This window comes from Roseofilum capinflatum BLCC-M114 (assembly GCF_030068505.1).
GTDB lineage: Bacteria > Cyanobacteriota > Cyanobacteriia > Cyanobacteriales > Desertifilaceae > Roseofilum > Roseofilum capinflatum.
Genome location: NZ_JAQOSO010000032.1, coordinates 1 through 25,555 on the forward strand (window position 1 = coordinate 1; position 25,555 = coordinate 25,555).

The 25,555-nt window shown below is 46.7% G+C and carries 22 protein-coding genes; 11 read left to right on the forward strand and 11 right to left on the reverse strand.

Annotated features, from left to right (window positions below):
* Window positions 1-189: 189 nt before the first annotated feature.
* Window positions 190-1,290, forward strand: a complete 1,101-nt coding sequence (locus tag PMG25_RS07210; protein ID WP_283766223.1) for a tetratricopeptide repeat protein — start codon at window positions 190-192, stop codon at window positions 1,288-1,290.
* 91 nt (window positions 1,291-1,381) lie between these two features.
* On the opposite strand, the gene PMG25_RS07215 is transcribed toward PMG25_RS07210, so the two are convergent.
* The 3 genes from PMG25_RS07215 to PMG25_RS07225 form a co-directional block, all read right to left on the reverse strand.
* Window positions 1,382-2,848: a Fic family protein gene (locus PMG25_RS07215; protein WP_283766224.1), complete on the reverse strand. Its 1,467-nt coding sequence runs from the start codon at window positions 2,846-2,848 to the stop codon at window positions 1,382-1,384.
* On the reverse strand, window positions 2,845-3,525 hold the full coding sequence (gene ispD / locus PMG25_RS07220) for a 2-C-methyl-D-erythritol 4-phosphate cytidylyltransferase (RefSeq protein ID WP_283766225.1): 681 nt from the start codon (window positions 3,523-3,525) through the stop codon (window positions 2,845-2,847). Before ispD ends, PMG25_RS07215 begins: the two co-directional genes overlap by 4 nt.
* 123 nt (window positions 3,526-3,648) lie before the next feature.
* A complete protein-coding gene (locus tag PMG25_RS07225) occupies window positions 3,649-3,972 on the reverse strand; it encodes a FliH/SctL family protein (RefSeq protein WP_283766226.1) in 324 nt (107 codons plus the stop codon).
* Between the two features lie 71 nt (window positions 3,973-4,043).
* Here PMG25_RS07225 and PMG25_RS07230 point away from each other — a divergent pair, with 71 nt between their 5' ends.
* Window positions 4,044-4,202, forward strand: a complete 159-nt coding sequence (locus PMG25_RS07230) for a hypothetical protein (protein ID WP_283766227.1) — start codon at window positions 4,044-4,046, stop codon at window positions 4,200-4,202.
* Window positions 4,203-4,245: 43 nt separating this feature from the next.
* Here PMG25_RS07230 and PMG25_RS07235 read toward each other — a convergent pair whose 3' ends face one another.
* Window positions 4,246-5,247: a zinc-dependent alcohol dehydrogenase family protein gene (locus PMG25_RS07235; protein ID WP_283766228.1), complete on the reverse strand. Its 1,002-nt coding sequence runs from the start codon at window positions 5,245-5,247 to the stop codon at window positions 4,246-4,248.
* 16 nt (window positions 5,248-5,263) lie between these two features.
* Window positions 5,264-6,001 (reverse strand): 2-phosphosulfolactate phosphatase family protein, encoded by a 738-nt coding sequence (locus PMG25_RS07240; RefSeq protein ID WP_283766229.1) that lies wholly within the window; start codon window positions 5,999-6,001, stop codon window positions 5,264-5,266.
* A gap of 219 nt (window positions 6,002-6,220) precedes the next feature.
* Here PMG25_RS07240 and PMG25_RS07245 point away from each other — a divergent pair, with 219 nt between their 5' ends.
* The 4 genes from PMG25_RS07245 (at window position 6,221) to PMG25_RS07260 (ending at window position 10,439) form a co-directional block, all read left to right on the forward strand.
* Window positions 6,221-6,637, forward strand: a complete 417-nt coding sequence (locus PMG25_RS07245) for an element excision factor XisH family protein (protein ID WP_283766230.1) — start codon at window positions 6,221-6,223, stop codon at window positions 6,635-6,637.
* A complete protein-coding gene (locus tag PMG25_RS07250) occupies window positions 6,625-6,963 on the forward strand; it encodes a XisI protein (RefSeq protein WP_283766231.1) in 339 nt (112 codons plus the stop codon). Before PMG25_RS07245 ends, PMG25_RS07250 begins: the two co-directional genes overlap by 13 nt.
* A gap of 177 nt (window positions 6,964-7,140) precedes the next feature.
* On the forward strand, window positions 7,141-8,391 hold the full coding sequence (locus tag PMG25_RS07255; protein WP_347178768.1) for a bifunctional sterol desaturase/short chain dehydrogenase: 1,251 nt from the start codon (window positions 7,141-7,143) through the stop codon (window positions 8,389-8,391).
* Window positions 8,392-8,453: 62 nt separating this feature from the next.
* Window positions 8,454-10,439: an adenylate/guanylate cyclase domain-containing protein gene (locus tag PMG25_RS07260; protein ID WP_283766233.1), complete on the forward strand. Its 1,986-nt coding sequence runs from the start codon at window positions 8,454-8,456 to the stop codon at window positions 10,437-10,439.
* A gap of 199 nt (window positions 10,440-10,638) precedes the next feature.
* Here PMG25_RS07260 and kaiC read toward each other — a convergent pair whose 3' ends face one another.
* The 3 genes from kaiC to PMG25_RS07275 all read right to left on the reverse strand — a co-directional run bounded on the left by kaiC (window position 10,639) and on the right by PMG25_RS07275 (window position 13,582).
* Entirely contained in the window at window positions 10,639-12,216 is a 1,578-nt protein-coding gene (gene kaiC, locus PMG25_RS07265; RefSeq protein ID WP_283766234.1) for a circadian clock protein KaiC, read from the reverse strand.
* Between the two features lie 72 nt (window positions 12,217-12,288).
* Entirely contained in the window at window positions 12,289-12,603 is a 315-nt protein-coding gene (kaiB, locus tag PMG25_RS07270) for a circadian clock protein KaiB (protein WP_283766235.1), read from the reverse strand.
* Window positions 12,604-12,667: 64 nt separating this feature from the next.
* On the reverse strand, window positions 12,668-13,582 hold the full coding sequence (locus PMG25_RS07275) for a circadian clock protein KaiA (RefSeq protein WP_347178766.1): 915 nt from the start codon (window positions 13,580-13,582) through the stop codon (window positions 12,668-12,670).
* 225 nt (window positions 13,583-13,807) lie between these two features.
* On the opposite strand from PMG25_RS07275, the gene PMG25_RS07280 reads away from it, so the two are divergent.
* The 3 genes from PMG25_RS07280 to PMG25_RS07290 all read left to right on the forward strand — a co-directional run bounded on the left by PMG25_RS07280 (window position 13,808) and on the right by PMG25_RS07290 (window position 17,369).
* The gene (locus PMG25_RS07280) at window positions 13,808-15,592 is read left to right on the forward strand and encodes a sensor histidine kinase (RefSeq protein ID WP_283766237.1); all 1,785 of its coding nucleotides are present in this window, start codon (window positions 13,808-13,810) and stop codon (window positions 15,590-15,592) included.
* A 331-nt stretch (window positions 15,593-15,923) separates the two neighbouring features.
* Entirely contained in the window at window positions 15,924-16,751 is an 828-nt protein-coding gene (locus tag PMG25_RS07285; protein WP_347178767.1) for a metallophosphoesterase, read from the forward strand.
* A gap of 6 nt (window positions 16,752-16,757) precedes the next feature.
* Window positions 16,758-17,369, forward strand: coding sequence for a glutathione S-transferase family protein (locus PMG25_RS07290; RefSeq protein WP_283766239.1), 612 nt, complete (start codon window positions 16,758-16,760; stop codon window positions 17,367-17,369).
* Window positions 17,370-17,378: 9 nt separating this feature from the next.
* Here PMG25_RS07290 and rppA read toward each other — a convergent pair whose 3' ends face one another.
* Both rppA and PMG25_RS07300 read right to left on the reverse strand, forming a co-directional pair.
* Entirely contained in the window at window positions 17,379-18,056 is a 678-nt protein-coding gene (rppA, locus tag PMG25_RS07295) for a two-component system response regulator RppA (protein ID WP_283766240.1), read from the reverse strand.
* Window positions 18,057-18,086: 30 nt separating this feature from the next.
* Window positions 18,087-19,604 (reverse strand): group II intron reverse transcriptase/maturase, encoded by a 1,518-nt coding sequence (locus tag PMG25_RS07300; RefSeq protein ID WP_283766241.1) that lies wholly within the window; start codon window positions 19,602-19,604, stop codon window positions 18,087-18,089.
* Between the two features lie 726 nt (window positions 19,605-20,330).
* Here PMG25_RS07300 and PMG25_RS07305 point away from each other — a divergent pair.
* Both PMG25_RS07305 and PMG25_RS07310 read left to right on the forward strand, forming a co-directional pair.
* Complete coding sequence (locus PMG25_RS07305) at window positions 20,331-21,521, forward strand: S-layer homology domain-containing protein (RefSeq protein WP_283766242.1); 1,191 nt, start codon at window positions 20,331-20,333, stop codon at window positions 21,519-21,521.
* A 136-nt stretch (window positions 21,522-21,657) separates the two neighbouring features.
* A complete protein-coding gene (locus PMG25_RS07310) occupies window positions 21,658-23,886 on the forward strand; it encodes a ComEC/Rec2 family competence protein (RefSeq protein WP_283766243.1) in 2,229 nt (742 codons plus the stop codon).
* A gap of 153 nt (window positions 23,887-24,039) precedes the next feature.
* Here PMG25_RS07310 and PMG25_RS07315 read toward each other — a convergent pair whose 3' ends face one another.
* On the reverse strand, window positions 24,040-25,548 hold the full coding sequence (locus PMG25_RS07315) for a DGQHR domain-containing protein (RefSeq protein WP_283766244.1): 1,509 nt from the start codon (window positions 25,546-25,548) through the stop codon (window positions 24,040-24,042).
* Between the last annotated feature and the right edge of the window lie 7 nt (window positions 25,549-25,555).

The following is a 25,555-nucleotide window of genomic DNA, read 5'->3' on the forward strand; positions in this document are numbered from 1 at the left end:
AATGGGGAATGGGGAATGGGGAATGGGGAATGGGGAATGGGGAATGGGGAATAGGCAATAGGGGGGAAGGCAATAGGCAATAGGCAATAGGCTATCCTCCCCATCTCCCCACTTCCACTTGCTGGAATCCTAAAGAAAGAGTAAAGTTTCTTTAAGATTCCCTCACACACGCTCTGTTGATGATCAACTATGCACAAATCTAGCTTATTCTTGGCCACTCTATTGGTTTGGGGAGGTTTTCAGGGGGTTGCGCCCTCGACAGTCCAAGCCTCTGAAGGGGTAGAATGGATTGCCCAGCGATCGCCCAATAATGCCCAACTTGATGCCCTCTTAGAACAGGGGAATCAGTTTGTCGAAGCCAGAGATTATCCTAGGGCCATTCAAGTTTATCAACAAGCCCTGCGATTAGATCCTCAAAATGCTCGTCTCTATTCCGGTATTGGCTACCTGCAATCGATGCAAGGGAATTTTGCCGAAGCTGCCCAAGCCTATCGCCAGGCGGTGATATACGATCGCGAAAATGGAGATTTTTACTATGCCCTCGGCCATAGTTTAGCCAAGATTGGCGATAATGCCTCTGCCCAGATTGCTTATCAACAAGCCATTCAGTTAGACCAAAGCAATTTGGAGGCCTATCTGGGTTTAGGGGTGGTGCAATGGCGACAGAATAATTTTGATGCTGCAAAACGAACCTATGAACAGGTACTTAGTGCCGATCCTCGGAATTTTCAAGCCCATGAGTTACTCGGAGCGATGTACCTCAAAGTAGGGGAACTCGATACGGCGATTCAACACCTGCGACAAGCGGAACAACTCAATCCTCGTTTGGGTAGTATTCAGGTCAAGTTAGCAAGTGCCTGGTTAGCTCGCGGTAATCTGGATTTGGGCCAAGAAGCTCTGGAGAAAGCGGCTCAACTGGATTCCCAAAATCCGGTGATTTATATGACCATTGGTAAAATCCAAGAGAGTTTTGAGAATTGGCCGGAAGCCTATCAAGCCTATCAACGGGCGGTATCCTTGGATCGGAATTTGGTAGATGCCTATCGAGCCATGGGGGATATTCTGATGCAACGGAATGATATCCTGTTGGCGATCGCTACCTATCGTCAAGTGGTGCAATTGGCTCCCCAAAATCCTGAAGGGTATTATAAGTTGGCGTTGGCGCTGAAAGAGCGCGATCGCACTCAGGAAGCGCGTTCCTTTTTAGAGCGTGCCCTACAACTGTATCAGGTTGCCGGCGATCGCGAGGGCATCGACCAGGTGAAAGCTCTGATGGAGGAGTTAGATTGATAATGAACAATTAACAATTTTCATGTCGGCGACAGCCGAAACAATTAACAATGATTCATTTGTAGGGGCGATTTTTTTTTCACCCCTGCTTCTAAATGCTCTTATTCCAATATTCCAAACCAGTCAAAATCATCTCTTCTAACCACTTCTGAAAACGTTCGATTAAGTTGTCTTGTGCATCTGCATAGGAAAATTGGAATGGAGAATCTGTCAAAGACTGAATATCGCTAATATTGCGCTCTCCTTCCTCCCCATTATCTCTATGGTAAGCACATGCTGTGCAGACCAGTAATCCTTGATATTCACGACCTAGAACATGAAAAGAGAGCAGAAGAGTCGTTGCTGCGCCTACATTGAGGACTAATTGTAGCCAACTGTGATAAGGGCGAAGATTGGCAAAATAATCCAACTGTTTCGCGGTTTCTAAAACTTGGTAGCGATGGTAATCTGATCGAGGATCGCCAATGGGGGCAGCTACGGTAAAGACTGATGCATTATCGACCACATTTTGCAGCGATCGCCGAATTTCCTCCGCTATGGCTTGTAAGCGATTAGATGCCACATCAAAAAGAATTGAAGCAAAATGCTCTACTTTCTGACACCGCTCTTGCAAAGAAGCTGACTGATTCTGCTTTAACTTTTCGGCAATTGAAGCAATAATCACTTGGGTGCGTCTACCCTCAGATAGCACTTGTTCTGATAAACCCAGACTTCTTAAAAAAGCTTGTTTTTGACTCTTCGCAAAGAGATTCACTAAACTTGACAAATTCCCCCGATCGCCCTCTTCCAACGCTGCAATGTAAACCGCACGATCGTCACGGGTGAGAACCAAAGGAAACCAACTCGCTTGGATAAACACTAAACTCGCTAAACATCGAGCTACCCGACCATTTCCATCCTGAAAGGGATGAATTTGGGTAAAGCGATGATGTAACCAAGCGGCTTCAATTTCAGGAGGAATGTTTTCAGTGCTATGTTGATGATGCAGCGAGATCAGTCGATCCATTTCAGAAGCGACTTGTTCTGGGGGACAATATTCATGAACCGAACCATCGAGTCGTAGAGGATTATTCGGTTGACGTTTATAATCGCCTTGAATTAAGGAGACTTGAAATATTTGGTCGGTGAGTGTATCTAGGGCTTCTATACTGTCTTGACTTTGAGTTAACAGTTGATGGAGTTGCTTGATATAAAAAGTCGATAGGGTTCGTTGTCCCCCGACAAAATCAAATAACCCTTCGATCGCCGCTTCTTGATCTTTAATCAGCGAAATGACTTGTTTAACGGGGCGATCGGTCGAACCATGGGGAATGAGGGCCTCATTAATTCCCTGCTCAATCAGTAGACGAGTAATCCCGCGATCGATGGTGTATAAACGCTCAATAATTCCGGTTTCGATCGCGATTTCTCGCCGCAGTTTGTCGTTAAATGTTTGAAATTCACCAGACTGACGCAATCGATCCGCTTGCTCGTTCCAAACGGTCACCAGGGGCGGTAATTCAGAACTGGCAAGGGTTTGCCAATTTAGGGGTAAGTCTTGGATCGGTTGCCAGGTCATGCTCGCTGTTGCAGAATGCGTTCGGCGATCGCCAAATCAATGGGAGTGGTAACCTTAATATTGGTTTCTTCTCCCCTCACAATTTTTACCGGTAACTGGCATTGCTCAAATAAGGCGGCATCATCGGTGACTTCCCAGCCATTAGCGCGTCCCTTCTCATGGCACGCTTTAATCGCTTCTACCGCAAAGCCTTGGGGAGTTTGGGCGGCCCAAAGATCGGCACGGTTAGGGGTACTTTCGATCCAGCCCTCGCCATTGACCACCTTAATGGTATCTTTGACGGGGATAGCGGCAATTAATCCTTGGCACTCTTGAAGGGCGATCGCGCACCGGTCAAATAAATCCGGAGTCGCCAAACACCGGGCCCCATCATGGATCAACACCCCTTTAGCGCCCTCTGGCAGCGCCTGTAAGCCGTTGTAAACCGATTCTTGGCGCGTTGAACCCCCCACAATCAAATGGACGGGTTTTTGCAAGCCTAAGCCGCCGATAATCTCCTCGAAGGCCGGAAAATCCGTCGGTTGTCCCATAATCCCCACCCATGCCACCGTTTCAGCCGCTTCCGTTGCTCGTAGCGTCCAAGCCAGCAAAGGATCGCCCAATACGTTCAACAGCATTTTATTGCGATCGCTCCCCATCCGCTTCCCCATCCCTGCTGCTGGAATCAATACATGCATAATCGTTATCAATTAGAAATTAAAAATGGGTCGGTAGGGGCGGGTTAACTCATAACTAGAATACACACCAGCCCAGTAAACTCGCCTTCTTCCTTTGTCTCCCCATAGTTTACCATCCTAATATTAGCGATCGCCATATTCATAACCGTCTTCATAGCCTTTAACATAGCCTTCTGCCCATCCTTGGATCAGGGGACGGGGGTTAGTGTTCATCAGCATTTGATAATTATTTTGGTTGGGTTGGTTCGCTGTTCTGGCAGCTAAACCCGCTTCAAAACCTTCGTTGAAGCCTTCATTAAAGCCTTGATAATACTCGGCATTTCTGGGGCGAGTATCCATAGTTTCTAGTTGGGCGCGGATCGTTTCTGGAGAAAATGGGTTGTCTGAGGGAAGGGTTTGAGCCTTAAGAGGTAGGTAGGGGATTAAACTCAACAATAAGGTAGTCATTGATAGAATTTGGTATTTCATAACCCTGATACTCCGGTAAACTTGATATCTTTACTTTCACCGGATTGGGTATGAAGGGGGGCACAGATCGTGCCACTTTTAACGCAGGCGCAAGTGGACAGGGGGTAGAGGGTTCTGGACAGACGGATTTAGGCGATCGCCTTCAGGACAGTTGCACGACTGGCGATCGAGGCTTTGTCTTATTCCTAGTCTCTCCCCCTACTGGGTAACCTATGCCTATTGCCTAGCTGTCTGGGTTAGTCCACTAGACCTTTAATCTTCAATCAACAGGGCAATTTTGCCCATCATTGAGCCTTTCTCTAATAGCTCATGGGCGGCTGCCGCATCTCTGAGAGCAAAGGTGGTTCCTAAATGGATTTTCAGGTCTCCCCGGTCAATTAAACGGGCGCACTGCTGGAGAATTTTAGCTTGATCTTGTTGGGCAGAGACCAGACCTTGCACCATGGGGGTGAGCATTAATTCTAAGCTAATGCTGAGGTTTCGGTCTCTGGCAATTTTCCAATTGGTCTCAGCAGCCGGAGACAGAATAGTGACCAGATTGCCATAGACGCGAACAGCCGGAAAAGTTTGGGCAAAGGTCGATCCGCCTACGGTATCGAAAGCAACGTCAACCCCTTCCCCCGATGTCCAGTTGAGGGTTTCTTGAACAAAGTCCGTATCTTTGTAAAAGATGGCTTGGTCTGCTCCCAAAGATTGCACAAAGTCCGCTTTTTCTACGGAACCGACTGTGGTGCAAACCGATGCCCCTTGCAGGGTTGCCAATTGTATGGCGACGTGACCGACTCCACCCGCACCCGCGTGGATGAGGGCGGTTTGCCCCGGTTGTAGCCGGGCCCGGTCATAGAGAGATTCCCAGGCAGTAATTAGCACCAAGGGAGCGGCGGCAGCTTCGGCAAAGCTGAGGGAGGTGGGTTTGTGGGCCACAAACCGTTCGTCAACGGTGGCATATTGGGCGTAGTTGCCTGGATGGCCACCGAGTCCGGCGTTGCAAAAGTAGACGGCATCGCCCACTTTGAAGTTTTGTACCCCTGAGCCGATCGCCTCCACAATGCCTGCCCCATCACAGCCGAGAATGGCGGGCATTTGATCGGGATACAAGGTTCCTCGGTTCCGCAGCTTGGTGTCAATGGGGTTGACTCCGGCAGCTTTGAGATGAACGAGTAGTTCCCGGTTTCCTTCGAGTTTAGGGTCGGGGACATCCTGGAGTTGTAGCACGTTTGGCCCTCCAGGAGCCGTCATGACAATAGCTTTCATCAGCACCTCCGAATAATTAACGATGGGAAACTAAAACTCCAGGTTCTTTCTGAATGGGTAAAACATAGAGACTATCGAGTTGGGCGCAATACTCAAGATCCGCCGTACCATTTAAGCCCAGTAAACGTTTGCCATGACTGGCTTGTTGCAGCAGATCGACTAATTGTTCTTGCCATTGGCGATAGAGGGCAACAGCAGCGATTACTTCGTCGTTGACTTCGGAGATGGGAGAAGAAAGGGTAAATTCTGTTAATAGACTATGGGCGATCGCTCCCGCACAAACTGTATCTTCTAGGGAGAATTTCCCTTCCCATCCCGATCCCACGATCCAGATGCTCTCCGGTTGGTGGCTGGTAATATAATTAACGACAGATTGACGATTAATCAAGGCTCCAGTAAGGACGGTTTTAGCTGCTTCTACCCGTTGCAGAGCGCGAGTCCCATTGGTTGTACTCATAAAAATACGCTTCCCTTGGACAACCTCTGGAGTACAACTTAAGGGAGAGTTCCCCAAGTCACATCCTTCAACCTTTGCTCCCCCTCGTTCTCCAAACCGGAGACGCTGTTCTTGGGGCCATTCAGCACTGACATCCATCAGTTTTTGGATATCGCTAAAGACTTGCACCGCTTCTGCCCCAGCGTGGAGGGCAGTGGCAATGGTAGTTGTCGCTCGCAGGACATCTACGGCGATCGCACATTCGGGTAAATGATCCGTGGGGGTTAATTCGGGCGTATGGTAAACAAAGAGTTTCACAACCTAACCTGGAGTTTTGAGTAACAATCAACATCTCATTTTAGGATTGTTTGAACCTTTCCGCTCTTGAGAGGCGGCAATAATCTGATTCTTTGCTCTAGATACAGCCTACATACAGGACTAATGGGTGTATCTAGATAGCTAGGGATACCCAACGGTGCGTGTCTTTTAAGATAGAGTTATCAGTAATCTCTATCTAGTACACTTAATCATACATTCATGCCTGCTAAAGATTTCTTTCATCAAGCTGTACGCCATGCCTTAGAAAAAGAAGGATGGATAATCACCCACGACCCTCTGATGCTAAGATACGACCTTGGTAAACTTTATGTTGATCTGGGTGCAGAAAAAATCCTAACCGCAGAACGAGAAGGGCAGAAAATTGCCGTGGAAATCAAAAGCTTTATTCAAAACTCTACGATTTCCGAATTTTATACAGCGGTTGGGCAATTTATCACTTACCGTACTCTCCTACACAAGCAATACCCAGAATATAATCTTTATCTCGCTATCTCTCTAGATACTTACACTTCTTTTTTTGCCATAGAGGTAGTCCAGGAGATTATCGACGCTCAACAGTTAAAACTAATCATCTATGAAGCTCAAAAGGAGAGCATCAACCGATGGATACCCTAAACCACTATCGCCAAATTATTCAGCAACTCCTAGAAGACTATGCTTGTTTAAGCGCCGATAGTCAAGACGGAGTGGAAACCCAATTGATTTTTGATCCGGCCAGAGATCATTACCAGCTTTTTCATGTGGGCTGGATAGGAGATTACCGAATTTATGGCTCGATCTTACACTTTGATATTAAAGACGGGAAAATTTGGATACAGCACAATGGCACAGAACAGGATATTGGCCAAGACTTGCAAAATAGGGGAGTGCCCAAAACAGATATTGTTATTGGTTTCCATACGCCATTTAAGCGACAGTTTACCGAATATTCTGTAAGCTGAAGGGTGATTAACGAGAAAGCAATTGTAAACTGGGATGAAACCCCTCTAGCGATAAGCGCTAGGGAATAGGGAATACGATGGTGGTCTGTAGGAGTGTATATGTTAAGTTGGTTCGTTCTGCTCTTGTTTGCGTTCGATGGTCTGCTGTGGGCAGAGTGGATGAATACAGTGGATCGGTTGAGTTGGTTGAGTTTAGGCTGGGGATTGCTGGCGATCGCCGCAGTGGAGTGTGTGCGCGATGTCTATCATGCTTTCTGCCATGCTTGGAAACCTCTCTATCGCTTGCATGTTTGGCATCATCGGGTGTTTCGCCCCGATTTAACCCCGGTCAATGCAGAGATTTATCAAAAGGCCCATTGGTACAATGATGTGCCCGAAAGTGTGGTGATGATCCTCTCGGCCAGCTTAGGGTCTGCCATAGCTGTATACTTCAACGATCAACTTTGGGGAACGGGAGCAGCCATCATTTATTCTGTTACATTTCTCTTGACTGCCATGGGACGAGGATGGGGGGTTCCGGGAATGGAGGAGTGGACAGACTCAACCCATCGTCCGGGGGCGTTTGATGCCATTCCGAGCCAGGGAATGGTCAATCGTAGTTATCATTGGCGACATCATTTTGATAATCAGAATGCTTATTTTTGTGGCACGTTTACCTTGGTGGATCGAATTATGGGAACAGCTTTATCTTTGAAAGGGAAAACGGTAGCGGTAACCGGTGCGTCTGGAACGTTGGGGCGATCGCTCCTTTATCAGTTACATCTACAGGGTGCAAAACCGATCGCCCTCACGTCTGGCGATCGCCCGATTCAGATTACCGTTGACGATCGAGCAGTGGAGATCCCCACGGTTTCTTGGCAAGTGGGTAAAGAGTCGGAACTCGAAGAGCAATTCAACTCGATTGATATTCTGATTCTCAATCATGGGATTAACGTCCATGGCGATCGCACGGCAGAGGCGATCGAAACATCCTACCAAGTTAACGCCTTTTCCACTTGGCGCTTCATGGAACTCTTCCTCAAAACCATTCACAGCAACCGGGATATGGCCTGTAAAGAAGTTTGGGTCAATACCTCAGAAGCCGAAGTTTCCCCCGCCTTTAGCCCCTTATATGAACTCACCAAGCGCACCATCGGCGATTTAGTCACCCTGCGCCGTCTGGATGCTCCTTGTATTGTCCGCAAACTGATTTTAGGGCCGTTTAAGAGCAATTTGAATCCCATTGGAGTATTATCGGCTAATTGGGTGGCCGAGCAAATTATTCATCAAGCCAAAGCCGATAGTCGCAACATTATTGTCACCATTAACCCGCTCACCTTTTTAGCCTTTCCGATTAAGGAATGGTGCAATTCCTTATATTTCCAATTCTTTAGTCAAAAAGCGTCTGATCTCAGTCCAGACCCAGAAACAGAGCAACAAGGGATCTAGAGGAATAGGGAGAGGTTTACAATCAATTCTTTAGTCCTTTTCTGTTCCCGATTTCCCTGACTATGAGATCCAGATTTTCTTTATGCAATAAGCTTTCCCTGCGTGCGGTCTTAATTGTGCCGTTTATTTTGCAAATTTCTGCCGCCGTGGGGATTACTGGATATCTGTCTTGGCGCAATGGACAACAGGCCGTTAATGATTTAGCCTATCAGTTACGGGATGAGGTGACAAAACGAACTGAGCAACATCTCACGGATTATCTACAACAACCCCCTAGGATTAATCATGTGAATCGGCAGGCAGTGGAAGCGGGTAAATTGGATGAGGATAACTTTCAGCAGTTGCAAAACCAGTTTTGGCAACAAATGCAGCTTTTCCCGCGATCGCGGGAAATCTATGTCGGTAAACCCAATGGCAGTTATTTAGCCGTCAGTCGGGAACCCGATGAAAGCTTAATTGTGAAGGAAGTTTTTGGTGAAGGCGATCCCATCGGGCGCTTCTATAGTCTCTCGGAAACCGGCGATCGCCAGGATCTGATTCGGGAAACGGCTCCCTACGATCCCCGCCAAAGACCTTGGTATAAAGCTGCCCTCGAAACCCGGCAGGCAACCTGGAGTGAGATTTATTTATTTCGCTATGGCGATCTGGGAATCACTGCTTCTGAATGGTTTTTGAATACGGATGGCAATGTCGGTGGGGTGATGGCAGTGGATTTGGTTCTCAGTGGGATTAGTGAGTTTTTAGCGACGATTGAAGTCAGTCCTTCCGGAAAAATCTTTATTGTGGAGCGATCGGGTTTTCTGGTGGCTAGTTCTAGCGAGGCTCCCCCTTTTCTCTTAGGAGCAGGGGGAAGAAATCCTGAACGATTAATGGCTACAAACATTTCCGATCGCCTCATTCGAGCAACGGCTGAATTTTTGATGGAGGACAATAAACTAGAGGCGATCGCCACCCCAACACAATTTAATTTCGAGCAAGGGGGCGATCGCTCCTTTGTACAAGTGGCTCCCTACCCAGATGACTCCGGTTTAGATTGGTTAATTGTGGTCGTGGTTCCAGAATCCGATTTTATGGCCCAAATTCACGCCAATACCCGCCGCACCATTGAACTGTGTGTCCTTGCTTTGCTCGTAGCTACCGGATTTGGATGGATGACAGCCCATTGGATCAGTGAACCCATTATGCAATTGATTGCCGGCAGTCAAAAGTTAGCCAAAGCCGCCTTAAGTCGGTGTGACAATCAAACCCTAGCCCAGAATGTGGAAGTGAGAGGGGTAGAAGAGGTGAAAATTTTAGCCCACTCTTTTAACCAAATGGCCCAACAGCTTCAAGAATCCTTTGCTGCCCTAGAAAGAAGCAATCAAGAACTAGAGTTACGGGTCGAAGAGAGAACCGCCGACTTACGCCGGGAACAGGAAAAATCAGAAGAATTACTGCTCAACATTTTACCGGAGGCGATCGCCGAGCAATTGAAACAGGAGACCCAGGCGATCGCTGAATACTTTGAATCCGTCACCATCCTCTTTTCCGATATCGTTGGCTTTACCTCCTTATCCGCTCGCATGGCTCCCATTGATTTAGTCAATTGTTTAAATGAAATGTTTTCCAGCTTTGATTATTTAGCAGAAAAACATAGCTTAGAAAAAATAAAAACCATTGGCGATGCCTATATGATTGTCGGCGGACTCCCCATCCCCCAACCCGATCATGCCGCCGCCATGGCCGCCATGGCCTTAGATATGCAAAAAGTCCTGCAAGATTTTGCCCTGGAAAATGGAGAATCTCTACAAATTCGCATCGGTATCCACACCGGGCCCGTAGTGGCCGGGGTGATAGGAGTCCGCAAGTTTAGTTACGATTTATGGGGCGATACAGTCAATACCGCCTCGCGCATGGAATCTTCCGGAACGCCAGGGCGAATTCATGTCAGCCATCAGGTTTATGAAGTCTTAAAAGACCGTTTTCAATTTGAAGAGCGGGGCATCATTTCCGTTAAAGGAAAAGGTGAAATGAAAACCTATTGGTTAGTTGACCATGTGATGGGGTAATATCAAGTCCGTTGGAACAGTTACAGCAGTTTTCGCTGTTATGTTAGGTTTGCTATAGTATGTCATTGCGAATGGAGCGGAGCGGAATGAAGCAATCTCCCCAATTTTGGAAATTTCAGCGTTAGCGAAGCTTGCGTGAAACGCGAAGCGCGAATGCTTCCCTGCGGTCGCAATGACAACTATTCAAACGGACAGGATATCACCCCATATCATCATCTCCTTCTTTTGTCTGCACACCTCGAACAATCCGCGACAGTTCACTTTTTTCATTCACAGAAATTCGACTCGGTGAACCACTAATAATCCCTTCATAGTGACGGAAAGAATCCTTGATTTCTGCACCATGCTCCGTAATCGCATATTCACGAATCCCTTTATCATGCCAGGAGCCGCGCATTTTGAAAACATTAATAGCTCGCGACATTTCTCCACGAATTTCCACATATTGCAACATTAAAATCGTATCGGTAATTGTCGAAATATGGGATTCCGTAATCGAATGAGATCCCATAAACTGATCCGTCGTATTAGTAAAGAAACCAGTGATTTCTTCCTGTTTGGCATATCCCGTCACCCCAATCACGAATTGACGGAAAGCATTATTACTAACCCCCCGTGCTAAAGCTGAAAGAGAATCAATAGCAATGCGAGACGGTTTAAACTCTGTAATTTTAGATTTAATCATTTGTAAATGATCTTCTAATCCTGCCGACTCTGGATAAGCACAGAGAATTTTCAGCAGTCCTTGATTTTCCAGAGCCTCAAAATCAATTCCCCACGAGTTGGCATTGCGGAAAAGCTGGGCCCTAGATTCTTCATAGGCAAATAAAATCGCCCGTTCTGAGTTTTTACAGGCATTTTCCAAAAACTTACTAACCAATAAGGTTTTACCTGTTCCTGTTGCTCCTGTAGCCAAAATAATCGAATCTTTGAAAAATCCGCCGCCACACATTTCATCTAAGGTACTGACTCCAGACGAAACCCTAGCATTAGAAGAGCGTTGAGTGAGTCGCATCGCACCAAGTGGAAAGATATTAATTCCATCATCAGTAATAGTAAAAGGATATTCTCCTTTCATATGTGTGGTTCCCCTAAGTTTGAGGATTTCTACGGTTCTGCGTCTTCGTTCCCCTTCTAAAGCATTGCGAACAATTACCACATTATCAGAAACAAATTCTTCTACCCCAAAACGAGCGACTTTTCCATATTCTTCTTCTCGTTCTGTAGTCATCACTGTGGTTACACCCAACTGTTTAAGTCTGGCAACCAGGCGAAAAATTTCCCGGCGAACCACAGACACAGCATCATATTGTTGAAATACAGCCGTTACGGAGTCAATCGAGACCCGTCTAGCTTTGTATTTACGAATTGCATATTGAAGCCGTTCTATCAGAGCAGAGAGATCGAAGTTACCGACAATATCTTGTCCTTCTGGGTCAGGGGAAGCATCTAATATAAAAAGTTTTCCATCATCTATGAGTTGCTGTAAATCCCAACCAAAACTGGCAGAGTTCTGAATAATATCTGTAGGGGATTCTTCAAAAGTCACAAAGATTCCAGGTTCATTAAAATAGGTAATTCCATTATAGAGAAATTGAATAGTCATCATCGTTTTACCTGTGCCTGATGTCCCGCTAACCAGGGTGCTACGACCTTGGGGCAGACCGCCATGACTAATGTCATCAAATCCTTCGATCAAGGTTCTGATTTTGGTAATGCCGGTGAGTTTTGTATTTACCGTTTTTTCGGGTTCACTCAATTGTTCAAATGTATTCATAGGTGATCTGGCTCTAAATTAGAATAATAAAAGGGATGATGGGACGCTCCAATGGTCTCAATTATTGCTGTTTTAGACCATATTTTCATCATCGCGCAGTTCATCATATAATAAATCGAGTCCAATCAGCACTTTTTCGCGATCGGAAAGATCTCCAATAATTTTACGGACGGGAGGGGGGAGTATTTTAGCAAGGGTAGGAGTCGCTAAAATTTTGTCTTCTTCCGCCAATTGAGGGTTTTTGAGGACATCAATCACTTTCAGGGCATAAACTCCTTGAAACTCCTGCTCTAGAATGTCATTGAGAGTTTTTAACGCCCGCACGGAGTTGGGGGTGTTTCCGGCAACATAGAGTTTGAGGATGTAGGTCTTTTTCAGAGGACTCATGGTAGTTCTGTGTCAATGGGTTCTAAGGTAACGTGGTCATTCAAGACTTATGAATTAACAAGATTTAGGATTGGCGAGGAATTGAGCGTCGATACATTTCACATAAATGGGCAATGGTATCGATTAGGGTTAAACGATAGTCAAGTAAAATTTCTTCACTTCGTCCTTCTAGCTGTAACTGCTTGGAATATTCTTCCATGAGTTCCATGTGAATTTCAACGATTTGAGACACAGAAATATCAGCGAAAAAAGCAATATTTACAAAGTCGTCAATTTTGGCATTAGTTCCTTCATCGTCGGAGAAGTAGTTTAGTATTATATCCTCATAGTCTTTTTTTAAGCAATCCAGTAAATCTTGTTGTTTTTCATGAGACAAACGACGGAAAAAGTTTTTGGGGTCTCGTTTGTAATACACGCCGAGATATCCTAGTCGTTCTTTGAGCTTTTCCCCTAAACGTCGTTGTTGACGTTTGAGGGAGTGTTGGGTGGCGATCGCCTCGATCGCGTTTCCCTGTTGTGTGCTGGTCGATTTTGGAGTGGTTGATAATTCCAGAAATTGCTCGATCGCCCGATCGATGACGGATGCAACTTGTTGAAGCCGATCCGTTGTGACTTCTAATATGGCATCGTGGTATAATCGCCTCATCCCTGTTAAATCCGGAACGTCTATACTGCCTCTTTCTTCTGGATTCTTTGAGTCAATAGGGAAGATTTTGGCATTTTCAACAGATTCCCGGATCGCAACCATAGGTAAATAGGTTTTTTGTTCCCGTAATTTACTTAAAAGTTCCAGGATCTCAGGCATCTGTTCAACCACCAAACAGTCAATTTGCTGTCTGTGTTGATCCAAATATTCTATCAACTCACCTTCAGAACCTAGGCGAGTGTGGGCATGGCGAGTATCATCTAGGTATTGATCCATTGAATGACCTAGAGACTCCGATCGGATAAAGCTACAGATAGACAGTTGAGAGGGCACGCCAAGGTGTTAAAAGAAACTACAGGTATCAGCAACACTGATATAAAAAAGTGTTGATTCAATAATCCAGGAAATCAGGTTTTGTTACAAGTCTTTATATAAATGTAAACATTGTACCCTTAATTGTAAATAACTTGTTATGTTTTGACGAGTTTTTCCGATTTGCTTGCACTGCTCTAAGACTGAAGCCACCAGATGTTGCTAACATTGTGGTTACTGAAACTTATGAATTCTCCTTTGCTCCAAGCTTTTACTGCTCCAGTTGTTGTCTGTGTACAAACCACTCTACTCGAAAGGGCCTTAATGGAATGGAGTTTAACTGACCAAGCGCTTTTGGTGGTTATCGATCCGGCCCAATTTCCGATCGCCTGTATTCAGTTTTCTCGCTGGTTACCCTATTGGCTAAAACCCAGCTCCCAAGGGGTTCAGACTTCCTCGTTACTCAAGATTAACCCCCAATTATACCAAATAGGAGAACCCATTCTCGAACCGATCGCCTGTTTTTCTAGCGATCTAGAGATCGGCGAACTTCAGGAACAACTGAAACAGTTGAACCCAGCGATTACCCGTCATTATGCCCTCATTAACCAGAAACAGGAATTTGTGGGATTACTGGATAATCAACGGTTGCTTCAGTATTTTTTGGAACAAAGTACCGATTATGGGCTGGAGTCACAGGAAGCACCCGCGAGATCTACACTTTTAGAACATCCACAGAGGGGAAACCCGACTCTCGATTGGCTCGTCTCGCCCCAGTCTAGATTCACTTCTGAGGGGATAGACTCAAGGACTCAATCCAAAACCTCTGAAGACTCTACAGCAGACTGGCAACTTCAGGCCCTCTTAACCCGCGTGACTCAACTGGTTAAGGAAAATCAAAAAAAAGACCAGATTCTAGCCTACATCAGTCATGCTCTCAAAACCCCGATCACCAGAATTTTAAGCCTATCCAAGCTCCTATTTCACCCCAATCAGTCCCTGGCTAATCCTCGGCAAAAGCAGTATCTAACGTTGATTCATCAAGGGGGAAAACAACTAAGAATGATGATTGATGATATGGTCACGTGGACGCAGCTTGAACTCGGAGAGGTTGGGTTAAATCAAGTACAATTAAAATCCTCTCAATTACGAGAGCGCATCCTCTTCACCTTTGCAGAACTGGTACAAGATGTACCCCAACCTCCCCGCCTCAATGTTTACTCCGATCCACAGATTACAGAGGTGATGGCCGATGAATTTTGGCTAGGGCAAATGATGAATCGACTCTTATCCTACAACCTTTGGGCGATCGGCGATGCCCAACATTATCGCTCCACCCCTCTCCAACTTGAACTCCAATCTCAAGGTGGATTTTGGATTAGCTTTCGGTTAACCAATCCCTACTTAACCACCCCCATCAATCTGACCCCTTGGTTTTCCTCATCAAGTCACCCGAACGCCTCCCCCTGCTCCTCCACTTGGGAATTAGGATTAGTCATTGTCAGTCAACTTGCCCAACTCCATGGCGGCGATCTCATGTGTTCGGTTACCGAAAACAAAGGCGCAGAATTTACCCTCCTCTTACCCTCACAACTCCTCCATCAACCCTCAGAACCGGAAATCGACTCTTCTTTTCCGCAAAAATTAACTCTGTTATGTTTATCTCCCGGTACACCCCAAAAGGGAACCTATCAAGAATGGGTACGGGGATGCCATACATTGAAAGGTCAAGATTGTCGCCTTCTGGAAGCGGAAGATTTAGATCAGGCAGAAATTTTAGCCAGGGTCTGGGAACCCCAAGTTTTAGTGTTTAATGATGCTGGATTAGATGATGTGAGCGGTTATTTAAACGCTTTACGTCAATCGGAATCCCTCTGTTACCTGCCCCTGATTACCCTCAGTCAAGAAACCACCCAACTCGCCAATCAAATTCCAGGATTACTGGTTTTTCCTTGCTTGGTTTCCCCGGATTCTGAGTTGGCGGTTTCTACGTTGTTACAAGTGATTAAGATCGCTGCGAGTCAGGGATAGGGGGCGCTCCCTGAGCGGAGTCGAAGGTAATGGGTAATGGGTAATAGGAAAACCATTTTTCACGCTGTAATGCCTATTTTCCAGGCTTCTTATAGGAATGCACTTTCAAGCAAAATTGGGATCATCGTACCTCAGAACAGCGACAAGTGTTGTATTGCTTGCCATCCTGCTCCATTTATTACCAAAGTTTATCGAGATGGAAGAATTCAAGCCTCGAAGAAAGCCCAAGAATTGCTTGAGGAGATTCAGTGATCTGCTGTCGGTAAAGCCTGAATCTGATAAGCTATGCTAAAGAGGCCGATACATTGTTAATAAGGCGTTGATCAGGCTTATGCACCCAATCTTTTCTGGCCCGCTAACTGTTGAAAATCTCACGGTTACCGTGAAGAACTTACCTCCAGAGTTACGAGGACTGAAGATTACCCAGCTATCTGATTTTCATTATGATGGGGTTAAACTTTCTGAGGAACTATTAGCTGAAGCTATTCATACCAGTAATAGCATGAATCCCGATCTGGTGGTCTTAACAGGGGATTTCGTCACCTATGAACCCGATCCTATTCATGACTTAGTTAAACGGTTGAAACGGCTTGAGTCTCGGCGAGGGATTTATGCGGTTTTAGGGAACCACGATCTTTATTATCCTACCACTAAATTTATTGTGACTCAAGCCTTAACTGATATTGGCATTCAAGTATTATGGAATCAGGTCAGTTATCCTCTGGGAAAGGGATTAGCTTTAGTCGGATTGCCTGATTTTTGGTCGCCGGATTTTAATCCAGCTTCGGTGTTAGATAATCTCGATGAACAAGTACCGCGAATTGTGCTGTCCCATCAACCGGATAGTGCGGAAGTTTTGCAACAATGGCGCGTGGATTTACAATTATCGGGTCATACCCATGGGGGTCAAATTGTGTTACCTGAATTGGGGCCATTGATAGCGTATCAAGAACGAGCAATTTTGGCGACACCTAGTTGGTTACGGCAGTGGATACCTTTACTGCAACGGAAGTGCGATCGCGTGGTTAAGCATTGGGAATGGTATGCTGGATTTTACCAACTGAACCAGAATTGTCTTTATGTGAATCGGGGATTGGGAACGTATCCCCCTGGTCGATTATTTTGTCCTCCAGAGTTAACGGTTATTACTTTAGTTTAAGCAAAAATGATCAAACTTTATGATTTTTTACCCTCTGGAAACGGTTATAAAGTGCGCCTCTGTCTTACTCAGTTAGGGCGAGAATTTGAACGAGTTGAGATCAATATTCTGAATGGGGAAAGTCGCACAGTTGAGTTTTTAGACAAAAATCCCAATGGTCGCATACCCGTCATTGAAGTTGAGCCAGGAAAATATTTGTTTGAATCGAATGCAATTTTGGTTTATCTGAGTCAAGGAACCCAGCTCTATCCCCAGAGTTCATGGGAGCAGGCACAGGTTTTGCAGTGGATGTTTTTTGAACAGTATAGCCATGAACCCTATATTGCCACTCCTCGGTATTGGATCTCGATTTTAGGGAAAGAAGAGGAGTATGAAGAAGCGATACAACAAAAACGCCAGGGCGGATATGGGGCTTTAGAGGTGATGGAAAGGTATTTAAGTGTTCATGATTTTTTTGTCGGAGAAGGCTATAGTGTAGCTGATATTGCCCTGTTTGCCTATACCCATGTCGCGCCTGAAGGGGGTTATGATTTAAGTGGCTTTCCAGCAATTCAAAACTGGATCGGTAGAATTGAAGCACAACCAGGATTTATCCCGTTAATGTTTGATCGATTTTAAGGATGAATTTTAATCCGTGAGTAAACCAAAGCGATAGCCTTTTCCATAAACGGTATGAATTAAGGGGGATTCTCCGGGCAACTCTATTTTTCGGCGTAGTAAACGGATTTGGGCGGCTAAAACGTTGCTGTTGGGGGATTCATCGCTACTCCAGAGGGCCTGATAAATTTGGTCATGGGTGAGAAGTTGGCCGGGATGTTGCATAAAATAGGCGAGGAGACGACATTCTTTTTCCGAGAGTTGAATTAAGCGTCCTTGACGATCGCCCATTTGATTCTCCAGATCTAACCGTAAGTCTTCTACCTGTAACACGGAACGGTTGGGGGCAGCAAAACGGCGCAATAACGCCCGTACCCTAGCCAGAAACTCCCGCAACTCAAAGGGCTTAATCATATAATCATCTGCACCACTATCGAGTCCGATTACACGATCGTCTAAGGTATCTTTCGCCGTCAGAAACAGAACTGGGGTAGAAAATTGGTGATTTCGCAGCGATCGGCAAATGTCTAATCCAGAGCGATGGGGTAACATCCAATCTAGAATGAATAAATCGTATTCTCCTGTGGTGGCTAACTGTTCTCCCTGTTTGCCATCAGTGGCAACATCAACGTCATATCCTTCTCGTCTGAGGACTTGACTGAGGGACTCGGTTAAGGCAACTTCATCATCAACTAAGAGAATCTTCATACCTTCAGCTCTTGTGGGTCAATTGTTAAACTAAGCCGGACAGTCGCCCGTCCGACTCGTCTTCAAAACCGGACGTGAGACTTTCACCTCATCCGGCTCCTCAATTGAACGGTTCTTGCCACGAATACTAATCAACTCCGCAGCAGTTTTGCGGTCATGGCAATGCCGATGGAGTAACTGCTTGTTTTCTCTGCGATTGCTACCACCCAAAGCTTTGGGGATAACGTGGTCGATTTCCATCAAGTCTCCATCTCTAAAGTATTGTCCACAGTAATTGCATTTGCCTTTTTGTTTTTTAAGCAGAGCGGCTTTTTCGTTGGGCATTTCAGGATGTTTGCCCATTCGACTACTCCAATAAGTTAATTCCCCATCGTATGGACTCTTCATTCCTTTGACCTTGACATGCCTAACAATTGGTGATGATTTGTGTCTCGCTATGACCTCTCCCAACTTTTTGATGTGGGCTTTGACTTTATCTTTGTTCGGTTTGATGAGGGTTTTGAATCCAAGCCTTTCCCCCTTCGGTGATTTTCCTGAATGATTCTTACCCATTTGATATTGGGCAATGTTGAATCCTAGGAAATTGAGGTCTTTGTCACCGTCTTTAGTATGGGTGATTCTCGTTTTACTTGGCTTAAGTTCAAGTCCCATTTCTGCCAACCAATCCCTTATGACCAATGAACAGTCCCTTATCACTTGCTCATCTTTATGTAAGATAACGAAGTCATCTGCATAGCGGATGAGGGATAAAGCGTATTGGTTATTCATTTTATTTCCTGGGAGAGTTTCGGCGAATTGCTTAACCTTCTCTTCCATACCGTGTAGGGCTATATTAGCTAGGAGCGGACTGATTACCCCTCCTTGCGGTGTGCCTTCATTGGTAGGGAACCAGGAGTTCCCTTGAATGACTCCAGACTTTAACCATGCTTTGACTTGTCGTCTTAAGGTAGGGTAGGTCTGGAGTTTATCCAGGAGTTTTTCGTGATTGATTTTATCGAAGCATTTGGCGATGTCAGCATCAAGAACATACTTAGCTTTCTGTTTGATGCTAGAGAATATGGCTCCGATTGCGTCGTGGGCTGAACGTCCTGGTCTGAATCCGTAACTGTTTGGTTCAAACTTAGCTTCCCATTCGGGTTCCATTGCTTGTTTTACTAACGCTTGTAGAGCGCGTTCTTCCATCGTTGGGATACCTAATGGTCGTTTTTCGTTTGTTCCTGGTTTAGGAATCAGAACTCTACGGGTTGGTTTGGCTTTGTGACTGAGATTCAGGTTGGAAGCCAGGATAAGTCTTTGCTTGGGAGAAAGAGATTTAACCCCATCAATCCCTGCTGTCTTCTTACCTTGGTTATCCTGTGAAACCCGACGTGCCGCCATTAGCTTCCCGTACCAGGAGTTAATGAGTAGTCGCTGCAATCTGTGGACTAACTTGACATTGCCCTGTTGACTAGCTTTGAATATTCTTTTTTGGAGCTTGAAGACGCATCGTTCGACTTTACGCCAATCGATGTCCCTCCATTCATACATCGAATTAAAATTCGTGTTCATGACTTATTCACTCTTAGTTGAGACTATTCATTCCATTCAATCGGACTCACGTCAGCTTATCCAACTCATTACAACTTGGCGTTTGCTTCTTGAGTCATCCTTCCCCTATAAACCTTGCGCTGGTTACTGCTCAAGCGAATCGACCTTTGCCTGAGAGATTTGTAAGGGTTACATCGTTCCCAATTTCCGTCTTCTTAGTTTTAGGGTCTCTCTATCTACCGAATCCTTGTGAATGTTCCCAGTTAAGATTGGGAAATCTTCTGGCACTTTGGATTGTTGACCTTTTGTCTGCTGCCAATAAACCGAGTAGGCAACTTAAGAGTAACGATAGTTCAAACGAGAGTTCGTATTCCTGCCCATAACTAAATGCTAGACGGGATTCTCTGTCGGATTCAGAGTTACCGCCGTTTAGCCCCGCTTCACCCATGAGGATTACCAGTTCCCAAGAATGGGGGCTATGCTGTCACTCCAACATCTAGAGGGATGGACTTTCACCATCACGGAAATTGAGTTGTCAAGGTTCATTAGAATCCTTGCTCTGCCTACACTTTAGCCATTAAGTGGCTTCCATTTTCGCAGAAACGAATCGCACTCCCAATACTCTATTGTCTATTATGGTGAGGCGATCGCCCGATCGGAGCTGAAGATAACCATACCAACAGCCGAGTTTCGGTAAGATAGGGATCAGAAGACTCGATCACTGAACTCGTAACTATTTCCTAATCTGTGTTGAACCGTTCTCCAGCTCTTTCCTTATTCGCGATTTTAATGGCGATCGCTCCCTTAACGTCCTGCGCTAATAGCTCTGGAGGTCAAAGTCTAGAGCAACTGCTTGCACCCGATCCCCAACTGCAACAACCTCCTGCGTCCCAACCCTCTCCCTCTCCCCAAGCGTCTGTCCCTCCTGCTCCTGTTGCTGCTGTTAGCCTTCCGGATAGCTTTCCCTCTGCTATTCCCCAATATCCCAACGCTACTCTAGAATTGGTTTCTCCCTTAACATCTGCCCAAGAAGGACTGATCACCCGTTGGTTTAGTCCTGACTCCACCACAGTAGTGAGGCGCTATTACCAAGAGCAATTAACCGAGAACAACTGGGAAATAACCAGCGCTCAAGATGCACCGGAGCTGTCTGCGCGTCGGGAGGATCTACAACTAACTCTGAGTTTTGCGCCCCCGACTTCTGGACAAACGACTTATACCTTAACTTATCGTATAGAAACTATAGAAAATACGCCCACGGTCATCAGTTCTCCAAGTCCTTCCCCTTCTCCTACTCCGTCGCAAGTTTCGACTCCTCTATCGCCAGAAGTCAAACAATTGATCGCCCTCGGAATTACGAATGATGCTTCTGTAGAAGCATTTGAAGCCAATGAAATCATTACCCGTCGAGAGTATGCTCGCTGGTTAATCAACGCCAATAATCAAATCTATGCAGACGATCCGGGTAAACAGATTCGGTTAGCGTCTGGGACTGGAGATCCCGTATTCCAAGATGTACCGAAAAGTGACCCAGATTTTGCGTACATTCAGGGTTTGGCGGAGGCGGGGTTAATTCCCAGCGCCCTAACTGGAGAGGCAACGGAGACTCGGTTTCGTCCCGATGCTCCCCTGACGAGGGAAAGTCTCATTGGTTGGAAAGTCCCCTTAGATACTCGTTCGGCACTGCCAAAAGCCACGATAGAGGCGGTCAAAGACACTTGGGGATTTCAGGATACGAGTAAAATTAATGCCCAAGTTTTATCAAGTATTTTGGTGGATTTCCAAAATGGGAATAATGCCAATATTCGCCGGGTGTTTGGCTATACTCGGCTATTTCAACCCCAAAAAACAGTGACCCAGTTGGAAGCAGCAACGGCTCTAACGTATTTTGGGACACAAGGAGAGGGGCGATCGATTAATACAATTAATAATGAGTAATTAATAACAAAGTATTGACTGCTCCCCGTTCTTCCAAGACGGAAGGTTAGCGCGGTGATTTAATATAGAGGCTACACTGTAAAGGTTGAGGTCTGTCGGACTTCAATCGTTTTTGATGTGTATTTTCCTATTTGCCATGTCCCGGACGAGCGGTGTGCTTTTGTGTCTGGCTTATATCATGGGGTTGCTGCTGGTTCCAGTTCCTGGGGGAAGTTATGGGATGCTGGGGTTGGGGGCGATCGCCGCTTTGACTCTTCCCCGATATTGGCGCATGGGGCCGAAGTCTGGGATGTGGTTACTGGCGGGAATTCTGGGGTTTCTAGCCAGTTTTTATTTTCATTTTCGCACGCCCCAACTTCCAGAAATAGACTTCAGCCCTTGGATCGGTCAACCGGTGACGGTGCAGGGAAGGGTACTTAATGAGCCTCAGTTGACGCGATCGCACCGTATCCGGTTTACGCTTAATGTCAGTCAGATTGGAAACCAGCCGGTTCAGGGAAAGTTCTATACCACGGTTCCCCGACTGCAAGCCACGGGATTACATCCGGGGTATGGGGTGGAAGTGCGGGGGAGACTGTATGAACCGCAACCAGCAAGTATCCCTAGAGGGTTTGATTTCCGCCGCTATTTAGCCCGTCAGGGGATGTTTATGGGGCTGAGTGCTGAAACTGTCACATTTGACGCGAATCAAGGTTCCTGGGGCTGGTGGTGGGTGCGTGAGCGGATTTTGCGCTCCCTGGTGCAGGGGTTGGATGTGCCGGAAGGGGTGGCGATCGCCTCGATGGTTTTGGGACGGCGATCGGTAGATTTGCCCTTTGATATCCGGGATGATTTTATTCAGGTGGGACTCGCTCATGTATTGGCAACTTCTGGGTTTCATGTGTCCCTCTTGTTGGGGTTTGTATTAACTCTAACTCAGAGATTCTCGAAGCAAATGCAGTTTCGGGTGGGGATGATTACCCTGATTTTGTATAGCGGATTAACGGGGTTTGCGCCTTCGGTGTTGCGAGCGTCATTAATGGGATTTGGAGCAGTTTTAGGGAAGTTATTAGACCGTCGAGTGAATATTTTAGGCTCCTTATTATTGGCGGCAACCCTATTACTTTTAGTTGACCCGTTATGGATTCAAGATTTAGGATTTCAGTTGAGTTTTTTGGCGACATTGGGGTTAGTGGTGACGGTTCCGGTGTTGATGGAAATTGGGGACGGTTTACCCCCGGCGATCGCCTCCGCATTCGCAGTTCCTGTCAGTGCTTTTCTTTGGACATTTCCCCTACTGTTGTATCATTTTGGCCTATTATCGCCCTACGGAATTTTAGTCAATTTGGTGACCCTGCCCTTAGTGGTGCTACTCACGCTGGGGGGGATGGTGGTGGCTTGTGTGGCAGTGGTTTGGCCCGGTTTAGGAAGTTGGGTGGCGACAGTTTTGTATTATCCGACGGTGGCGTTTCTAGGAATTATTGATAGGTTTACTCAGCTACCGGGGAATTGGGTAGCGGTGGGTAAGATTTCTGAACTTCAGTTGCTGGTTTTGTATGGCGTAATTCTGCTGTTTTGGGTGAAGGGGAGAATTGAGCTTAAGTCTAAAATAGTGCTGGGAATGGCCGTTGGTTTGGCGATCGCCGTCGTCGTCATTCCCCTAGGGTATACTCAAGCGTATCAGTCTCAAGTAACGGTGTTTGCGACTCGCACCCCAGTAGTCGCTATTCAGGATCGAGGTAAGGCGATTTTGGTGAATACTCCCGATTTTGGAGTCGCTCAGTATACCCTGATTCCGTTCTTCCAGTCTCAGGGGGTGAATCAATTGGATGCTGGGGTGACGATCGATGGGGGAAATGCTCCCATTGAGGGATGGTTAAGGATTTTAGGGACATTACCCATACAGCGATTTTATCAGATTGGTGACCTTGTAACTCAGGCAGAGCCAAAGATTGAGGAGCAGGTGGAAACTTATCAAGTGTTGCAGGTGAATCAGGGGTTAAGCTGGAAAACCCTGAGTATTGAAGGCTTGAGTTTAGATCCGCAGGTATTGGAGTTTGAGTTAAAAAATCAACGTTGGATTGTTTTTGGATCGGGTGAGTTCACGGAGGTATTCTGTCAGGTTCAGTCCTGGTGTACTTCTGAGGGTGGCAATACAGTGTTGATTTGGTCGGGTCGGGGGTTGGGTTTGGAGGTGATAGAAAAAATACAGCCGAGGGTGGCGATCGCTCTTTCTGAGGATCTCGATCCAGCTATTTTATCCGCATTGCAAGCTCAAAATACGACAGTCTTTTTAACGGGAAGGGATGGAACGGTTCAATGGAATGCTCAACGAGGGTTTAGCACAACTGCTGATGTGCAAGCACAGAATGATTTTGCCTTTTGAGAGGGAGATGCAGCGTAAGTCATGAGTAATGAGTAATGAGTTTTGAGTAAGAGTTTAAACTATTAGGAGGTGTTCGGGTTGATGGCTCATCTGCAAGTTTTAACGATTTGTTATTTTAACAAAATTGAGGCGATCGCCAATCCCCCCATTCCCCTATCCCCCCAATTGACTCGGTAGAGTCAGTTGGCGGGGATGAACAAATTTACCGTCGAAGCTGAGGGCTTTGTCTTGGAAGGTGCGAGCATTGGCGAGGTCTTGGCGCAGTTGGGCCCTTTCTAGGGTGTCGGGGGTGTCGTCGATCAGGTGGATCAACAGACGGGTGGCGAGATCCCGGCCGGAGACTTGGATGCGTTTTTTGGTGGGGTTGAAGAGGATGCCGTACCAGAGGGATTCGGGGTGATCGATATGACTGAAGCCGCCTTGAGTGTCGTAGGTGCAAAGTTGGCTGAAGATGCGGGTTAAGCTGAGGTTGTGTTGGTACACGAGGATACCGATCGCCCGAACGAGGGCGATTTGACCGACGGGACGGAAGAGCATGTGACCTTTGCCGCCGATACTCTCAAAGCTGAAGCGGCGTAGGTCGGTAGATAAGGCTCCGGTTTCGAGGCTCTGGTAGCTGGGAAGGGTGGCGAGGTGGTCGAAGAGGGTGGAGAGGGTGTCTATGGCTTCTTGGAGTTCTTCGTCTTCGGGACGCAGGGGGATCAGGCCTTTGTCGGTTGGTTTCCAGTGGGGATAGGGATGCTGGAGATAGGCTTGGGCCATGTCTTTGAGGGCGGGGAGGGTGGTGAGTACGGTGGATTTGGCGGAGACGGTGGCGCTGTCGAAGTTGACTCTGGGGTGGCGATCGCCGTCTGCTTTCAGTAGGGGATGGTGAACGGCAAGGCGACGGGCGACAATAGAGAAGCCATCATCTTCATTCAAGAGCGCCAATTGACCGGCACTCAGGCGCACAGCCATCAGGTTGACATGGACGAAAATAGAGCGGATGCGACCCCTGGCTTGGTCGCGAGTTTCCCCAGGGAGAACGGCGGGCAGGATCTCTAGGCCGATGGTTTCTTGGGCCAGGTTTTGTAGTTGGCTGGGGGTAATGGGGTAGTGCTGATAGAGGTCTTCGGCGGTGATGCTGGAGCCGGTGGGCTTTTTGTTTTTCTTGTATTTGGGCAGGGAACCGGTGCGGATCAGTTCCATCAGGCCTTGGATACCCATGAGCCGATGTTGGCCATCGAGGGCAAAGAGGGAAAAGGTGCGATCGAGGTTGAGCTGGCCCAGGGTTGAGTGCCCTTCGACTTCGCCCAGGTCGAGGGGGGTGAATTGGGCGGCAGACTCAGTAGCCCGATCTTGGCTGTCCCATTCAGGAGCATGGGGTTCATCGACCCAGGGGGGACTGATGACGGCGAGGATAGGGGGGAATTTGTGGTTGGGACGGACGGCGAGATATTGGGCCAGGGGGGCTTGGCGCGACCAGTCGAGGGGGCGCTGTTGCAATTGTTCGATGGTGTCGGCATCCCGGATGGGGTTGTGGGTTTGGGGGTCGAATTTGTGTTGAAACAGGGGCAGTTGGTGGGCAAACCGGACATGGTTAGCGAGCCATTCGAGGGTGACGGAGGTGAGGTAGGCTTGGCTTTGTCCCATTTGGGTTTTTTGCACGAGGAGTTGGGTCATGTTTGAG

What these genes read in the sequence shown, in the direction of transcription:
- PMG25_RS07210 (WP_283766223.1), top strand. Translation starts at nt 190, where the DNA reads ATGCACAAATCTAGCTTATTCTTGGCCACTCTATTGGTTTGGGGAGGT.
- PMG25_RS07215 (WP_283766224.1), bottom strand. Translation starts at nt 2,848, where the DNA reads ATGACCTGGCAACCGATCCAAGACTTACCCCTAAATTGGCAAACCCTT.
- ispD (WP_283766225.1), bottom strand. Translation starts at nt 3,525, where the DNA reads ATGCATGTATTGATTCCAGCAGCAGGGATGGGGAAGCGGATGGGGAGC.
- PMG25_RS07225 (WP_283766226.1), bottom strand. Translation starts at nt 3,972, where the DNA reads ATGACTACCTTATTGTTGAGTTTAATCCCCTACCTACCTCTTAAGGCT.
- PMG25_RS07230 (WP_283766227.1), top strand. Translation starts at nt 4,044, where the DNA reads ATGAAGGGGGGCACAGATCGTGCCACTTTTAACGCAGGCGCAAGTGGA.
- PMG25_RS07235 (WP_283766228.1), bottom strand. Translation starts at nt 5,247, where the DNA reads ATGAAAGCTATTGTCATGACGGCTCCTGGAGGGCCAAACGTGCTACAA.
- PMG25_RS07245 (WP_283766230.1), top strand. Translation starts at nt 6,221, where the DNA reads ATGCCTGCTAAAGATTTCTTTCATCAAGCTGTACGCCATGCCTTAGAA.
- PMG25_RS07250 (WP_283766231.1), top strand. Translation starts at nt 6,625, where the DNA reads ATGGATACCCTAAACCACTATCGCCAAATTATTCAGCAACTCCTAGAA.
- PMG25_RS07260 (WP_283766233.1), top strand. Translation starts at nt 8,454, where the DNA reads ATGAGATCCAGATTTTCTTTATGCAATAAGCTTTCCCTGCGTGCGGTC.
- kaiC (WP_283766234.1), bottom strand. Translation starts at nt 12,216, where the DNA reads ATGAATACATTTGAACAATTGAGTGAACCCGAAAAAACGGTAAATACA.
- kaiB (WP_283766235.1), bottom strand. Translation starts at nt 12,603, where the DNA reads ATGAGTCCTCTGAAAAAGACCTACATCCTCAAACTCTATGTTGCCGGA.
- PMG25_RS07280 (WP_283766237.1), top strand. Translation starts at nt 13,808, where the DNA reads ATGAATTCTCCTTTGCTCCAAGCTTTTACTGCTCCAGTTGTTGTCTGT.
- PMG25_RS07285 (WP_347178767.1), top strand. Translation starts at nt 15,924, where the DNA reads ATGCACCCAATCTTTTCTGGCCCGCTAACTGTTGAAAATCTCACGGTT.
- PMG25_RS07290 (WP_283766239.1), top strand. Translation starts at nt 16,758, where the DNA reads ATGATCAAACTTTATGATTTTTTACCCTCTGGAAACGGTTATAAAGTG.
- rppA (WP_283766240.1), bottom strand. Translation starts at nt 18,056, where the DNA reads ATGAAGATTCTCTTAGTTGATGATGAAGTTGCCTTAACCGAGTCCCTC.
- PMG25_RS07300 (WP_283766241.1), bottom strand. Translation starts at nt 19,604, where the DNA reads ATGAACACGAATTTTAATTCGATGTATGAATGGAGGGACATCGATTGG.
- PMG25_RS07310 (WP_283766243.1), top strand. Translation starts at nt 21,658, where the DNA reads ATGTCCCGGACGAGCGGTGTGCTTTTGTGTCTGGCTTATATCATGGGG.
- PMG25_RS07315 (WP_283766244.1), bottom strand. Translation starts at nt 25,548, where the DNA reads ATGACCCAACTCCTCGTGCAAAAAACCCAAATGGGACAAAGCCAAGCC.